Origin of the sequence: Undibacterium sp. Ji42W, assembly GCF_049340405.1 — a bacterium.
Lineage (GTDB): Bacteria > Pseudomonadota > Gammaproteobacteria > Burkholderiales > Burkholderiaceae_D > Undibacterium.
Genome location: NZ_JBMPOV010000011.1, coordinates 119,221 through 133,962 on the forward strand (window position 1 = coordinate 119,221; position 14,742 = coordinate 133,962).

Genomic DNA, 14,742 nt, shown 5'->3' on the forward strand with positions numbered 1-14,742 from the left:
TCGACAATTGATATAGATGGTTTTAATCATGGAGTTGTATACAGGCCTGAATCTAGTCTTGAATCCAGTCTTGAATCCGGCTAGGCGTGAAGCGTTGTGTTTGGCCGCGAGTAGTGTCACTGAAAGTGCCACCATCTGCAAGAGGTTTTAGCGTCAGCATTCAGGGTTTTGGGACCCGTAATTTGTAGCATGCAGATTCCACGTCATAAGGCAACTAGCCCAGTTCGAGTCGGGCAGAAATGTTGCCGCATTGTCCAATATGGGGTCAAGTTTGGTACCACATGGGCGCATTGCCGATGACTACAGCGAAATGTGATTGTCAACGGCAGTGTAAAGAACTCGAGGCTAACGTTATGCCTGTAAATCTACAGATTTCAAGGAACTTAAATGCTGTTGCCAGCAAATATGGTTTTTGTGCAATAAACAAGTGTAAACTCCTGTCGATGAGAAATTGTCTGTTGAATGCACATCTGACTTTACCTGTATGAGCCTTGAGGCATGCTGAAAATCCTTTTCCCTTTCATTCAAAGCGCAACCATACGCTGGTATGCCGCGCTGACGCTATTGCTGGTGGTGGCAATGGCAGGGGAATTGTTTGGCCTGCATTTGCTGGCGACAACAGAGTCGCGCCTGGGGGATGTTTATTTGCGCCATCACGCACCAAACTATCAGCCTGACCCGGATATTGTGGTCGTGGATATTGATGACCCGAGTATGCTAGCCATGCAAAAAATTGCAGGCCTATGGGTGTGGAAGCGTGAAATACATGGGTTTTTGCTGGAGGCGCTCGCAGGATTTGCCCCCAGGGCGGTTGTGTTTGATATCAGCTTTCAGGAGCGTGACTTGGGATCGCCCAAAAGTGATGCCTTTTTATCTGATCAGATCCGGGATTTCCCGCATGCCTACCAGCAAACCTTGCTCCTGGAAAATGGAAAGAACAACGATGCTTTCGCCTTGGATAAGCTGAAAGAGGCCTTTGCCATCAAAAATCAGGGTAAGCCAAATACCAGAGTCAATATGCAACTGCCGCTGGCGACAGAGCGTAGTGCCTGGCGTCTGGGTCTGGTGAATAGCATGGTTGATGCAGATGGCGTGGTGCGGCGCTATCGCCTGTATGCCGATGTGGCTGGCTGGCATCTGCCATCACTTCCTGCACGGGTTGTGCTGGACCTGGGCTTTACTTTGCCTCAAGGCGCTGATTTTCAGATGTTCTGGCCTGCCCAAGGGCACAAGCGGTATGCCTATGCTGATTTGTTTAAAACACTGACAGAAGAAAGGGCGCATTTGCCGCAGGGGGCAGAACCCGCTCTCGATCAGCTCTTTCGCAACAAGATTATTATCATAGGTTCGTCGGCTCCTGGGCTGTTTGATCATCACTTAACACCGCTAGCGCCTGGTTATCCCGGTGTCGATATTCTGGCTGTTGCAATGGATAATTTAAAAAATGGTCGCAGTATACGCCAGGTTGCACCTCAATGGCCTTTTGTTGTCGGGTTGGCCTTGATTGCCTTGCTGGTGCTTGCTTTTCGGCAGCGCCTGCACCCCGGCCTTACTGGTGGTGCTTTACTGATATTGTCACTGGCGGCAGTGTATCTGGCAGACCAGATGGTCGCCCATCACTGGATGCTGCCGGTAGTAACCCCTCTCATCTTTGCCTGGGCCTGGTTTTTGTCGGCGGCACTTGCCGGTTATCTGCGAGAGCGCCGCACCCGTGACCGCACGGTGTCACTGTTTGGTCGCTTCCTTAATCCCGAGGTGGTACGCAAGATCGTAGATCATGGCGAGACAGTAGAAAGTCTCTCGGGCCAGATGCGCCTTATCACCGTGCTGTTTTCTGACATACGTGGCTTCACGACACTGGCAGAAAGCAAAGCGCCGCAAGATGTTGTGAACATCCTCAACCGTTATTTTGAACGCCAGGTAGAAGTCGTCTGGAAGCATGGCGGCACGCTGGATAAATACATCGGGGACTGCATCATGGCTTTTTGGGGCGCGCCTATGGACGACCCCCGGCACGCCAGCCATGCTGTAGCCGCGGCCCTGGAAATGCAGGATAACTTGCTTGCCTTCAAGCAAGAGCTGCTTGCAGAAGATTCAGACCTGGTGGACTTTGACGTCGGCATCGGTGTACACACAGGAACTGCTGTGGTAGGCTTTATTGGTGCCAAACGCAAGCTCGATTACACCGCTATTGGCGACAACGTCAATCTCGCCAGCCGGGTAGAGGGGCTGACTAAAGGCGTTGCCAGAGCCCTGGTAACCAAGGAAACCATGCTGGCCTGCGGCGACAATGCCGATATCACTTTTAGTTCGCGTGGCTCGTTTGCTGTTAAGGGCAGGGCTGCAGAAGTTGAATTGTACGAACCTCTGAGGAAAATCCCATGAAAATACCAATTTTAATTGCAGCGGCCATGCTGACTGGCAATGCGCTAGCCGAGTCCGCGACTACCTCCAAATCTACCGAGTTAATGGACAAGGCCAGCGCCGATGCTGCCGTGATAGGCACACTGGCGAACCAGACCAGGGTGGATGTCATGCAACGTACTGGTGGATGGACACAAGTAAAAACTTCTGCAGGACAAGCGGGCTGGGTCAGGATGACAGCTTTGCGTCTGGATGCAAGTACCAACAGCAATGCTGCGCCAGCTTCTGGCGGTAATGTACTGGGCGCTTTGATGACCAGTGGCCGCACGTCGAATACTGGCACGGTAGGTAATGGTGTCAAAGGTCTGGATAAAGAGGATATACGCAGATCTTCACCGAATTATGCCGAACTGCAGAAAATGCAGAAATTTGCAGCCGATAAAAACAGCGCCCAGGTGTTTGCTCAGCGTTCACCACTCGTGGCAAGCAATGTCGAATATTCAAGCCAGGATAAAACTGGAAAGCGGGGGGGCAATTAAATGCGTACATTACAAAAACTTGCGATTGCTGGATTGACTTTGGTGTTATGCGGTTCCGCAATTGCGCAGGGTGGTATTTTCGGTCAGATTCTCGACGCCACAAGAGGTAAAACGGGTGTTGCAGGTGACATACTTGATAAAGCTAAACCCATCATTGAAAATTCAGGGATAGATGAGCCAAGAGAAATAGAAATAGGTAACGAATTTGCAGCTGTCTTGTTGGGTGCCAAACCTTTACTGAATGATCCTGCATTGCAGCGCTACGTGAACACTCTAGGGCGCTGGTTGGCATCGCAAACCGAGAGACCTGATTTGCCATGGACTTTTGGCGTGCTTGATGATGTGGGTTTCAATGCTTTTGCTACGCCCGGCGGGAAGATTTTTGTCACCAAAGGACTGCTGGCGCGCATGCGTAATGAAGCTGAATTGGTTGGTGTGCTGTCACACGAAATTGCTCACGTCGTATTGAAACATCATGTTAATGCCATGCAGTCAAAAGCATGGGTAGATGTTGCGGGTGATGTCGCTGGCAGTAAATTCAAAGGTAATTTTGCAGAAGTTAGGGGTATGGTAGTCAATCTGAGTAAAGACATGCTAACTAAAGGTCTTGATAAGGGAGATGAGTATGCTGCCGATCGTGTGGGTGTTGTCATTGCTGCTCGCGCAGGTTTTGACCCTTATGGATTGCCAGCTGTATTGCAAACTTTACAGTCACAAAATGCACAGGATGGTAATTTCAGTTTGTTGTTTGAAACGCACCCATCTCCAACCGATCGCCTTGATAATCTGGACAAAGTCATGCGCAATCGTTTTGAATCAACCAATGGTTCTCAGGGCCGTTCGTTTAACGACAGGCTCAAAGAATTCAGCCGCTGATAAAATAATTGCCGAATAAAAAACGCCGCATTAAGTAAAACTTGTGCGGCGTTTTTCATTTGTGATGTACTTTATTCAGTGCGCCTATTTAATAAAACTTCACCAGCAATTTCGACAATTTCTTATCTGCCGTTCCCTTCCGTATCACCGCATTCAGTTTTTTCATTTCTGCTTCATATTTGCCATTTGCTGCGGCGAAATGGGTGGTGTCGTAAAACACTGGTTTGGCTGAGACGTAGAAGGTTTTACCAGTCAGATCTGGATCATTGAAGCTGGGGATGAGTTCATCGCGCAGGTAGGCTTCTACCTGCTTGGCATGTTGTAACTGGCGTACTGGCCAGAGCATGATGTCGCTGCGGTGATTCATGAGATTTTTAAAACGGGCAGGGGGGGATGCGAAGTCTTCCTGCACCTGGAAGATGACATTTTTTGCTTTTTCAAAATCCATGCCGTGGCTGAAGCCGCGGCCTACGCTGACGGTTTTGTCGCGCAAGTCTTCCACCGATTGAAAGTTAGGCTGAGGGTCGCCATAGGTAATTGCCCAGATTTTTTCGCTGACGACAGGGATGGAAAAATGATACAGCTTCAGGCGTTCAGGTGATTTGGAAATGCCAAAAATCAAACCTTCACCATTTTGCGCCATGAGTTGCGCGCGGTTCCATGGCAGCAGCTGTTTGTCAAAGCGTATTCCGGATTCACGTTCAAAATAAATAAGGATGGCTTCCAGATCCCGGTCCAATGGCAATTGCCTGCCATGGATGTCCAGGTTTTCTTGCAGGAGGAGTTTGACCGAGGCTTTGTTTGCGTCAGTTTTTTCCATCGCAAATGCAGGCAATTGCGCGAGCACTGACAATAGCAGGAGGCAGGCAAACTGGGTAAAGCGGTGCAGCATAGGTAATCTCGACGACAGTTCAACTGTCAAATGGCGTTTCTGTAAATGGCGTAATGAGGTGGCATTGCATTTTGATAAGCAGATTATGTCTTGTATTGGCATCATGGAATCATTTTGTACCATGAAGTTGGATATCTGAATCCTGTCTCAAAATCGCTGTTTTCATACGGCAAGATTGTATTCTGCAATTGCCCGAATTTTTATCTGTTATTTGCCCCGGAATACTTTGTTTGCATTCTTGCGCTTTGCATAAGTGAAACCAAGTAGAATTTGGTTTGATAACCAAAATTACGGGCAAGCTTTTATTATGTCGAGAAAATCCAATACCGAGCAGCGTCGCAAGGAGATTGTCTTTGCGCTGCTGTCTGTCATGGCAGAGCACGGTTATGAAAAGGCCACTATTCTCGCCATTGCCAAACAGGCTGGCCTGGCTCCGGGTTTGATTCATTATCATTTCAAGAGTAAGGGCGAGATTTTGCTATATCTGGTCAGGCTGCTGGCTGCCATGTCACTTGCACGGTATGAGGTACTGGCTGCCAGTGCAAGTACGGCGCAAGAGAAGTTGTTGGCTTATATCAATGCACGACTTGCCAAAGGTGAGGGGGCAATGCCAGAAGCGGTTTCCGCCTGGGTTGTGATTGGTGCAGAAGCTGTCAGGCAGCCTGAAGTGCGCGCTGTTTTTCAAGAAGCTATTGCTGCTGAACTGGTATTGATACAGGCTTTGCTGACGGAATGCCTGCAATACCAGAAGAAAACCACTGGAGCTGTGGCTGAATTAGCGGCTGGTTTGCTTGCTTTTATAGAGGGCGCGTTTCAACTTGCCAGTGCGGCAGGCGACATCATGCCGCAGGGTTATGCCGCGACTACCGCCAGGGCATTTATAGAGAATAGCCTTGCAGCACAAGCGCCAGCCTGAATGACCTTAAAATTGTTGATGGCAATGGTATTCATGATAACTACTCTTTCCAGCCGTTCTTCATCATGTTGAACAAGGTGTGCAAAGAAGCTTTTGGATTTTCAGCATCTTTTGATCGATGGAAGGCATCGAGAATAAAGTGGGCAATGGCCTCTGCTTCTGCTTTTTCCAACTTATTTTCTGTTTCTTGCTGCAGCACGACGGCCAATGATTTTTCATAGCGCATCCAGATCTGTTTGGCGTAAACATATAAATCTGGCGTGGAATAGATCAGCTTTCTGAAGGCATTTACTTCTTTTTTCTTATCCTCATCAAAAGCCATATAGCTAGAAAAATGCTCAAGCAAGGCGTCAAGTATGGACACCCCTTTTTTTCTGTCAGTAACGGCAGCGATTAATCTTTCTTCCCGTTCTGCTTCTTCATCAAAGACCAGCGTTTCTTTGGTCGGGAAGTATTTGAATAGCGTAGGGACAGACACTTCTGCCAGTCTGGCGATTTCTGCAGTGGTGACCTGGTCGTAGCCTTTTTCTATAAAAAGTCCGGTGGCCAAGTCAGAAATCATTTTCTTGGTTTTTGCCTTCTTTAATTCCCTGAGTCCCATTACTTGCCTCGTGTCTTGTCTTTGCATAATTGTCTTGTCGTCATTTTAGCAGGTTTTATTGTTTGAATTAAATAATTAAGTGACTTTACTTTTTAATTTGATTAAATTATAGTGTGAGCCAAGGCATTATTCAGGTCCCTGATTTCAATCAAAGATTTTTGAAGTAAATTTGATATGAATAGAAAATCTCCGGTTCGCTGCAATATTTGTCATTTCAAAACGTCTATCCCTTGAGTGTGCAAACGAAGTGCGCAATTACATTGCTGTAAAAGCTTTGCAGTAACGCACGCAATAAGATGGATAAAAACCGGAGCAACCATCATGACAAAAATCCACGAACAAAGCCCGATACAAGACAAACAGCTTGCCATCATAGGTGCAGGGCCGGGCGGGCTGACTTTGGCGCGTTTGTTGCAAATGCAGGGTGCAAAAGTGAAGGTGTTTGAAAGGGATATCAATCAGTTCGCCAGAGTGCAGGGAGCAACCCTGAATCTGAACAAGGGTTCCGGTTTGTCAGCCTTGCGGGCAGCGGGTTTGATGGATGCCTTTGAGCAGGCTTATCGCCCGGGTGCCGAGAAAATGCTGTTTGTGGATGCGCAGGCTGCGGTCATCATTGATGAGCTTGGTGCAGAGAGCAATGACAGGCCAGAAATAGACCGAGGCCCTTTGCGCAATTTATTGCTGGCTTCGCTGGCTGAAGACACAGTGGTGTGGGATGCGCGTTTTTCTTCTTTGCAAAGGACAGACGAATCAGTCGAGATCACATTTGAAAATGGCGATAAATTTACAGCGGATTTGCTCATCGCCGCGGACGGTGCCAACTCGAAAATACGCCCTTATATTACGTCGATTTCACCTGAGTATTCTGGTGTAACCGTGCTGGAAGGCACAGTCGCTGACGTGGCAAGTACTATTCCAGAGTTATATGAATTGCTGGACGGTGGCAAGGTGTGTGTGCTCGATGATGAAAAGACTTTATTCATCGTGCTTAAAGGTGACGGCAGCGTCGCTTTTTACACTGGACACAAAGCGGATCAGCATTGGCACACCAGCTGTGGAATCGATTTTTCTGACCGCGATCAGGTATTCGCCTGGTTCAAACAGGAGTTCAAGGGCTGGAGTCATATCTGGGCAGAATTATTCAAGCATGCGACTCTGCCCTTCATCCCGCGGCCACAATTTTGTGCCCCCGTTGATCAAAGCTGGCCGTCTTTGTCTAATTTAACTATGCTGGGTGACGCGGCCCATGTCATGCCACCTTATGCAGGCGAGGGTGTGAATATGGCGATGCAGGATGCCATGGTGCTGGCGAGTCAATTGCTGAACCCTGATATGCCAGATATGTATACAGCCATCGTTGCGTATGAAGCCGAGATGCGTGCCCGTAATGCTGAGACTGCGGCAGAGACATTGAAATTTACCAAAGTCTTTCATTCGTATGAAGCCGTACCGTTTTTCAGGGAATTCTTTACTGGAAACCAGGACGTGCTTGTACAAAAAGAGGGCTTCAAGGAAGCTGCCTAGACTACATAAAAAGCCACATAAAAGACTACATAAAAAATTTTAACTCAGGCCATGACAAGAGTCTGGGTTTTCATCGAAAAGAAAGAAAATATGAATCAAGCTATATCTACCGAACCGCCAGCGCAGTTCACTGGGTACCAAAAGTTTGTACTCGCCATATTGGCGTTCTTGCAGTTCACGATTATTCTGGATTTCATGATCATGTCACCTCTGGGTGCGATCCTGATGCCGGCGTTGAATATCACCCCTTCACAATTTGGTGTGGTGGTGTCTGCCTATGCCTTTAGTGCCGGTATTGCCGGGTTTGCGGCAGCGGGTTTTGCTGACCGTTTTGACCGTAAAAAACTGCTGCTGTTCTTTTATGTTGGTTTTATCCTTGGCACCTTTCTTTGTGGTATTGCGCCTAATTTCTATTTCCTGTTATTTGCGCGCATTGTGACTGGGTTGTTTGGTGGCGTCATTGGTTCTATCGTGATGGCGATTACGACCGACCTGTTCCCTTTCAGCATGCGTGGCCGAGTCATGGGCGTACTGCAATCTGCGTTTGCAGGCAGCCAGATTCTGGGTTTGCCAATTGGCCTTTATTTGTCTGCTCACTGGGGCTGGCATGCGCCTTTCCTGATGATCGTGGGTATAGCCGCATTAGTTGGTGTAATCATTATTGCGAACCTGAAACCGATAGACGGACATTTGAAATTGCAATCTGACCGTAACCCCTTCCATCATTTGCGGGACACAATAGCAACGCCAAGATATTTACTGGCATTTGCTGCAACAGGCTTCCTGAGTATTGGCGGCTACATGCTGATGCCATTCAGTAGCGCTTTTTCAGTGAATAATCTGGGCATTTCGATGAAGGAATTGCCGATCGTTTATCTGGTCACAGGATTCGGTGCGATTATCACTGGTCCTATGGTGGGTAAGCTGAGCGATAAATTTGGCAAATACCGCATATTTTTATTCGGTGCGGTAATGACCATCATCATGGCGTTGATCTATACCCGTCTAGGTATCACGCCCTTGCCTATGGTTATCCTGGTCAATGTCTTGCTTTTCGTCGGTATTTTTTCCCGCATGATCCCTGCTCAGGCAATGATGTCGGCTGTGCCAGCCGCTGACAGCCGAGGCGCATTCATGGCGATCAATTCATCGTTGCAGCAAATTGCCGGTGGTGTTGGTTCTGTGGTTGCGGGGATGATCGTCAGCCAGCCTGATGGTGGTGCGATATTGCATTTTGATTTGCTGGGTGACATTCTGGTTTGTACTGTGTTGCTGACTGCTGTCATGATGTATTTCATACATCGTATGGTGGCGGCACCAGCAATTGCTGTACCTGCCTGATCAAAGCATTTCAATTAGCTAATTTCAAAACTAAATCTGAATGCTTTGCGACAAGGCAGGTGTTCAGATTTCAGTTATTTATGGTCCTTTAAACATAAAGGGCCAGTCTTTCCCCAGAGCTAAGGGGTATTTCTTCCTTTATTCCCCGCATCTTGTGCTTCTGTCATAGCCAATAATTACACCTGTACATTTGCGTAATCAAAGCAGTACTTGCTTTGAGGAAATAACAGGAGTCGGCAATGGCCGAAGATAGCGATCTCGAAAGAACCGAACCGGCCTCGCCCAAGCGCCTTGAACAGGCGCGGGAAGAGGGTGACGTTCCACGTTCGCGCGAACTATCTACCTGTACCATCCTGCTGGCAGCAGGTGGCGCGCTCTGGGGTATGGGTGACAGCCTGGTGCGGCAGTTGAGCCAGGCACTGGTCTCAGGCCTGTCGCTGGACCGGGCGATCATCTATGACCATGAACTTTTTTTCTCGCAGGTTGCGGCAAGTCTGATGCAAGTGCTGATGGCTTTTGCACCTGTTGCGGGGCTCTTGGTGGTGGTGGCGCTGGGTTCGCCATTGTTGATAGGTGGCTGGCTGTTTAGTACCAAGGCGCTGACACCGAATTTTTCGCGCATGAACCCGATCTCTGGCTTGGGTAATATGATCTCTACCCGTGCAGGTGTGGAATTGATCAAGGCCATTGTCAAAACTATTTTGGTCGGCGTTGTCGCCTGGATAGTCATCATGGGGCAAAAGAATGCCATCTTCGCCTTGCCGCTGGAATCGCTGAAGTCTGGCCCGGCCCACGTAGGCCACATGATGGGGGTGTGTTTTCTGGCTATTGTCGGCTCACTGGCAGTGATTGCGGCGATTGATGCGCCTTACCAGATGTGGCAGTACGCAGAAAAGCTGAAGATGACCCATCAGGAAGTGATACAGGAATCCAAGGAAGCTAACGGTAATCCACAAATCAAGGCGAAGATTCGTGCACAACAGCGTGAGATGGCACGACGCCGCATGATGTCCGAGATTCCAACGGCTGATGTTGTTGTGACCAACCCGACTCACTTTGCTGTCGCTCTCAAATATACCGAAGGTGGCAATGGCGCACCTAAAGTCATTGCCAAGGGGGCAGATGCAGTCGCTGCCAAAATCCGTGAGCTGGCCAAGGAACACAATGTGCCCCTGCTGGAAGCGCCACCACTGGCCCGTGCCTTGTACAAACATACTGATCTCGGCGACGAAATACCAGAAGCCCTGTATGCCGCCGTGGCAGAAGTTCTGGCTTATGTTTACCAGTTGCGCAGTTACAGCAAGGGGGACGGCAATAAACCTGTAAAACCAAATGATTTACATGTGCCACCTGAGCTTGATCCCAATAATCAACCACAAAATCAACCACAAATTCAGGTGCAAAATCAACCATCTAATCAAGCAGGAGCCCAAGCATGAATAGCTTCACCTTGCCTGCCTGGATGAATGGCATGAACACCAGGGCGCTGGCTGCGCCTTTCCTCATCATCCTGATGCTTGCGATGATGATTTTGCCTTTGCCAGCCTTTATTCTGGACGTGTTTTTCAGCTTTAATATTGCGATTGCGATCATCGTCCTGCTGACCAGCTTATATACAATTAAACCGCTGGATTTCATGGTGTTCCCGACTGTGCTGCTGGTGAGTACGATGTTGCGCCTGTCCCTGAACGTCGCCTCCACCCGCGTGGTGCTGACAGAAGGCCACACTGGCCCAGATGCCGCCGGTAAAGTGATCGAAGCCTTTGGTCACTTTCTGATCGGTGGCAACTACACTGTCGGTATCGTGGTATTTATTATCCTGACCATCATCAACTTTACCGTCGTCACCAAGGGTGCAGGCCGTATCGCTGAGGTGGGTGCGCGTTTCGCCCTGGATGCGATGCCAGGTAAGCAAATGGCGATTGATGCTGATTTGAATGCAGGACTGATTGCTGAACAGGAAGCCCGCCGCCGCCGTACCGAAGTGGCGCAAGAAGCAGAATTTTATGGCGCCATGGACGGTGCCAGTAAATATGTACGTGGTGACGCGGTTGCGGGCATCATGGTCACCGTCATCAATATCGTCGGTGGCCTGGTGGTGGGTATGGTCCAGCATGACCTGGATTTTGCTACTGCGCTGAAAAACTATACCTTGCTGGCCATTGGTGATGGCCTGGTCGCGCAAATTCCTTCGCTGATTATCTCAACTGCTGCTGGTGTCGTAGTCTCACGCGTGGCCAGTGACCAGGATATCAGTGGACAGTTGATAGGGCAGTTGTTTGCCAAGCCCCAGGTCATGATCATCACTGGCGGCATAATTGGTGGCATGGGTATCATACCTGGCATGCCGCATATTGCCTTTATCCTGCTGGCAGCCATACTGGTTGGTGGTGGGTATATGCTTAACAAGCGCGGTCAGGTTGCTCCTGTCGTCGAAGAAAAAGTAGATGCCCCCGCCAGCACTGGCCAGGAAATGGAAGAAGCGACATGGCAAGACATCTTGCCTGTTGATACCCTAGGCCTGGAAGTCGGTTATCGCCTGATCCCTCTGGTGGATAAAAATCAAGGTGGGGAACTTTTGCGCCGCATTAAAGGCATACGCAAAAAATTCGCCCAGGAAGTGGGATTTTTATCGCCGCCTGTACATATTCGCGACAACCTGGAATTGAAGCCCTCGGCATACAGGATCACACTCAAAGGCGTGGAAGTCGGTGCTGGCGAGGCCCTGAGTGGTCAGTATCTGGCGATTAATCCAGGCATGGTGACCGGCAATTTGCCCGGTGCTGTCACGAACGACCCTGCCTTTGGTCTGCCTGCGGTCTGGATAGAAGCTGCCCTGCGCGAACAGGCGCAAGCCATGGGTTATACCGTGGTCGATTCCGGTACCGTAATCGCTACTCATTTGAATCACCTGATCACCAGCCATGCGGCTGAATTGCTCGGTCGTCAAGAAGTACAGTTGTTGATGGATCACCTGGCAAAAGACATGCCAAAAATGGTGGAAGAACTGGTGCCAAAAGCCTTGCCTTTATCCATCCTGCAAAAAGTATTGCAAAACCTGCTTGTCGAAGGTGTGCATATCCGCGATATGCGTACCATTATTGAGACTTTGTCTGAGCAAGCCATGCATACTCAGGATGCCAATGAATTGACGGCACAAGTCAGGATTGCTTTGGGCCGTGCCATTGTCCAGCAAATCTTCCCGACCGGGAATGAGATGACAGTCATGACCCTGGATAACCGTCTTGAACGCCTGTTGATGCAAGCCCTGCAAACCAGTGGTGCTGATGGCTCAGGCATGGAGCCTGGCCTGGCCGACACCCTGGCAAGCCAGACCGAGGCTGCGGCCCAGCATCAGGAGCAAATGGGTCTGACGCCGGTCTTGCTGGTGCCCGCGCCATTACGTGCCTTGCTGTCGCGCTTCCTGCGCCGCAATTTGCCACAACTTAAAGTCTTGTCACACGCAGAAGTACCTGAAACAAAAACCATTAGAGTCACCAGTCTGGTCGGAGGTCAATCATGAACGTCAGAAAATTTACCGCGAATACTTCTCGCGAAGCTTTGCGCATGTTGCGCGATGCTTTGGGGGCGGATGCCGTGATCCTGTCTAACCGTAATGTCGGCGGCAAGGTGGAGATACTGGCGATGGCCGATGAAGCTATCAGCACTATTGAACCCACTGCCAGCGATGAGATACTCATACCTGAAGTGCCACGCTTTGCACCACGCTTTCAGACTGAAGAGCCAGTCACCAGACAGCGTGTTTTTGAGCGTCCTGTCGAAGAACCTGCAATTGTCAGACCAACATTCAGACCGATAAACAATACAAACAGTACACATAGTACGCCTAACTTTGCCAATGAGGTTGAAGCGCCGGTCAGTGCCAATGAACTCAATGATGTGATGTCAGAGATACGCTCCATGCGCAGTATGCTGCAATCGCAACTGGCAGAGATTTCCTGGTCGCAGACACAAAAACGTCAGCCTCAAAAAGCAGAAATCCTGCGTGAATTACTGGCCACCGGCTTTAGTGCGAGCCTGGCTCGCTATCTGGTAGAAAAACTGCCGGAAACTGGCAAGGTCGAGAATGGGCTGGACTGGATCAAAAGCACCCTGGTGCGTAATCTGTCCACCATCGATAATGAAAATGAAATGCTGGAAAAAGGCGGCGTGTATGCCCTGGTAGGTCCGACAGGTGTGGGCAAGACGACGACGACCGCTAAACTGGCTGCCCGTTGCGTGATGCGCCATGGCCCCTCCAAGCTGGCATTGATCACGACTGACGGTTATCGTATCGGCGGTTTTGAGCAATTGCGTATTTATGGCAAAATCCTGGGTGTGATGGTGCATGCGGTCAAGGATGAGGCAGATCTACGCATCGCTTTGTCCGAGCTCAAGAACAAGCATACCGTCCTGATTGATACTGTGGGAGTCAGCCAGCGCGACAAAATGGTGACTGAACAGGTGGCAATGTTGTCTGGAACAGACACTCCGGTGAAGCGTTTGCTGTGCCTGAATGCGACATCGACAGGCGAAACCTTGAGCGAAGTAGTGCGCGCCTATCAAGGTAATGGCCTGGCAGGTTGCATACTGACCAAGCTGGATGAGGCCGCGACTATAGGTGGTGCATTGGATATTGCGATACGCCAGAAACTCATGGTGTATTACATTGCCAGCGGCCAGCGTGTGCCTGAGGATCTGCATATCGCCAATAAATTGTATTTGATCGACCGCGCTTTCAAGCTCAAGCGTGAGACAGCGGCTTTCCGTTACCTGGATGAAGAACTGCCTTTGTTGATGGCGGGTGCAGTTTCTGCACAAACATCAGGCCGTGCTGGCCAGGAGGTATCCCTTGGCTAGTTTTGATCAGGCAGAAGGCCTGCGCCGCATGCTGGCTGGACCAAAACCACGGGTATTCACTTTCTTGTCTGCATTGAGAGAAGATGAAAAAAGCGGCATGCTGGTCAATTTGGGAGTGTCGCTGGCGCGTCAGGGTAACCAGGTCTTGATGGTGGATGCGCGCGCTTCAGAAAACAGTGTGGGCGCATGGTTGAATGCCAGCGTTGATCAGACCTTATTGGATGTAGCGAAACAACAGCGTACAATGAAGGAAGCAGTCAAATTGGTGGCATCCGGCTTGTCGGTTACGATGCTGTCCCGTCATGCCTGGCTGCCGCCAGAAAATACACGGCAATTGTCCAAAGTGTTTGACGTGGCGGCCAACAGGGCTGATCTGGTCATCGTGGATAGCGAGATCAACCTGGACGACAGTTTCGCCTTGTCTACGCTGGATGACAGTGAGCTGGTGATACAGGTCTCTGCTGATCCTGCCATGATCAAGGCTGCGTATGGATTGATCAAACGCATAAGCAACCGGCTCGGCAGGCGTGGTTATGGTATTTTAGTGTCCGGCGCATCGGAAAAAGAGGCGAGATTGATTTATACGAATATGGCGCAGGCGGCCAGCCGTTACCTGGCGGTGCCACTGCACTACGTTGGCCATGTGCCGGAAGATGAACACGTAAGAAAGGCTGCGCATTTGGGACGTTCTGTGATTGATGCTTTTCCTAAAGCCCTCGCTTCGCTGGCATTTTCCCGGCTGGCTGAACAATTGGCGAAGACCGCGCGTTCCACCTTGTGTGTAGAGGGAGTCCCTGAGCTGGGTGTCGGTCTCGGAATGTAATCAAAA

General features: G+C 49.8%; 12 protein-coding genes. 10 read left to right on the forward strand and 2 right to left on the reverse strand.

Features of this window, described 5'->3' with window-relative positions; all coding sequences use genetic code 11:
• Nucleotides 1-498 precede the first annotated feature (498 nt).
• The 3 genes from ACO0LG_RS22770 to ACO0LG_RS22780 are packed head-to-tail and all read left to right on the forward strand — an operon-like array spanning nucleotide 499 to nucleotide 3,779.
• Complete coding sequence (locus tag ACO0LG_RS22770) at nucleotides 499-2,385, forward strand: CHASE2 domain-containing protein (RefSeq protein ID WP_423029835.1); 1,887 nt, start codon at nucleotides 499-501, stop codon at nucleotides 2,383-2,385.
• The gene (locus ACO0LG_RS22775) at nucleotides 2,382-2,903 is read left to right on the forward strand and encodes an SH3 domain-containing protein (RefSeq protein ID WP_423029836.1); all 522 of its coding nucleotides are present in this window, start codon (nucleotides 2,382-2,384) and stop codon (nucleotides 2,901-2,903) included. Before ACO0LG_RS22770 ends, ACO0LG_RS22775 begins: the two co-directional genes overlap by 4 nt.
• A complete protein-coding gene (locus ACO0LG_RS22780; RefSeq protein WP_423029837.1) occupies nucleotides 2,904-3,779 on the forward strand; it encodes a M48 family metallopeptidase in 876 nt (291 codons plus the stop codon).
• 88 nt (nucleotides 3,780-3,867) lie between these two features.
• Here the strand turns inward: ACO0LG_RS22780 and ACO0LG_RS22785 are convergent, their stop codons facing one another.
• A complete protein-coding gene (locus tag ACO0LG_RS22785; RefSeq protein ID WP_423029838.1) occupies nucleotides 3,868-4,701 on the reverse strand; it encodes a substrate-binding periplasmic protein in 834 nt (277 codons plus the stop codon).
• Nucleotides 4,702-4,978: 277 nt separating this feature from the next.
• On the opposite strand from ACO0LG_RS22785, the gene ACO0LG_RS22790 reads away from it, so the two are divergent.
• Nucleotides 4,979-5,587, forward strand: a complete 609-nt coding sequence (locus ACO0LG_RS22790) for a TetR/AcrR family transcriptional regulator (RefSeq protein WP_423029839.1) — start codon at nucleotides 4,979-4,981, stop codon at nucleotides 5,585-5,587.
• Nucleotides 5,588-5,627: 40 nt separating this feature from the next.
• On the opposite strand, the gene ACO0LG_RS22795 is transcribed toward ACO0LG_RS22790, so the two are convergent.
• Complete coding sequence (locus tag ACO0LG_RS22795; protein ID WP_423029840.1) at nucleotides 5,628-6,215, reverse strand: TetR/AcrR family transcriptional regulator; 588 nt, start codon at nucleotides 6,213-6,215, stop codon at nucleotides 5,628-5,630.
• A 294-nt stretch (nucleotides 6,216-6,509) separates the two neighbouring features.
• On the opposite strand from ACO0LG_RS22795, the gene ACO0LG_RS22800 reads away from it, so the two are divergent.
• The 6 genes from ACO0LG_RS22800 to ACO0LG_RS22825 all read left to right on the forward strand — a co-directional run bounded on the left by ACO0LG_RS22800 (nucleotide 6,510) and on the right by ACO0LG_RS22825 (nucleotide 14,736).
• Entirely contained in the window at nucleotides 6,510-7,712 is a 1,203-nt protein-coding gene (locus ACO0LG_RS22800; RefSeq protein ID WP_423029841.1) for an FAD-dependent oxidoreductase, read from the forward strand.
• A 90-nt stretch (nucleotides 7,713-7,802) separates the two neighbouring features.
• Complete coding sequence (locus tag ACO0LG_RS22805) at nucleotides 7,803-9,053, forward strand: MFS transporter (RefSeq protein ID WP_423029842.1); 1,251 nt, start codon at nucleotides 7,803-7,805, stop codon at nucleotides 9,051-9,053.
• A gap of 239 nt (nucleotides 9,054-9,292) precedes the next feature.
• On the forward strand, nucleotides 9,293-10,492 hold the full coding sequence (gene flhB, locus ACO0LG_RS22810; protein ID WP_423029843.1) for a flagellar biosynthesis protein FlhB: 1,200 nt from the start codon (nucleotides 9,293-9,295) through the stop codon (nucleotides 10,490-10,492).
• The gene (gene flhA, locus ACO0LG_RS22815) at nucleotides 10,489-12,576 is read left to right on the forward strand and encodes a flagellar biosynthesis protein FlhA (protein WP_423029844.1); all 2,088 of its coding nucleotides are present in this window, start codon (nucleotides 10,489-10,491) and stop codon (nucleotides 12,574-12,576) included. Before flhB ends, flhA begins: the two co-directional genes overlap by 4 nt.
• On the forward strand, nucleotides 12,573-13,913 hold the full coding sequence (gene flhF, locus ACO0LG_RS22820; protein ID WP_423029845.1) for a flagellar biosynthesis protein FlhF: 1,341 nt from the start codon (nucleotides 12,573-12,575) through the stop codon (nucleotides 13,911-13,913). Before flhA ends, flhF begins: the two co-directional genes overlap by 4 nt.
• Nucleotides 13,906-14,736, forward strand: coding sequence for a MinD/ParA family ATP-binding protein (locus tag ACO0LG_RS22825; RefSeq protein WP_423029846.1), 831 nt, complete (start codon nucleotides 13,906-13,908; stop codon nucleotides 14,734-14,736). The genes flhF and ACO0LG_RS22825 overlap by 8 nt, the downstream gene beginning before the upstream one ends.
• The last annotated feature ends 6 nt before the right edge of the window (nucleotides 14,737-14,742 follow it).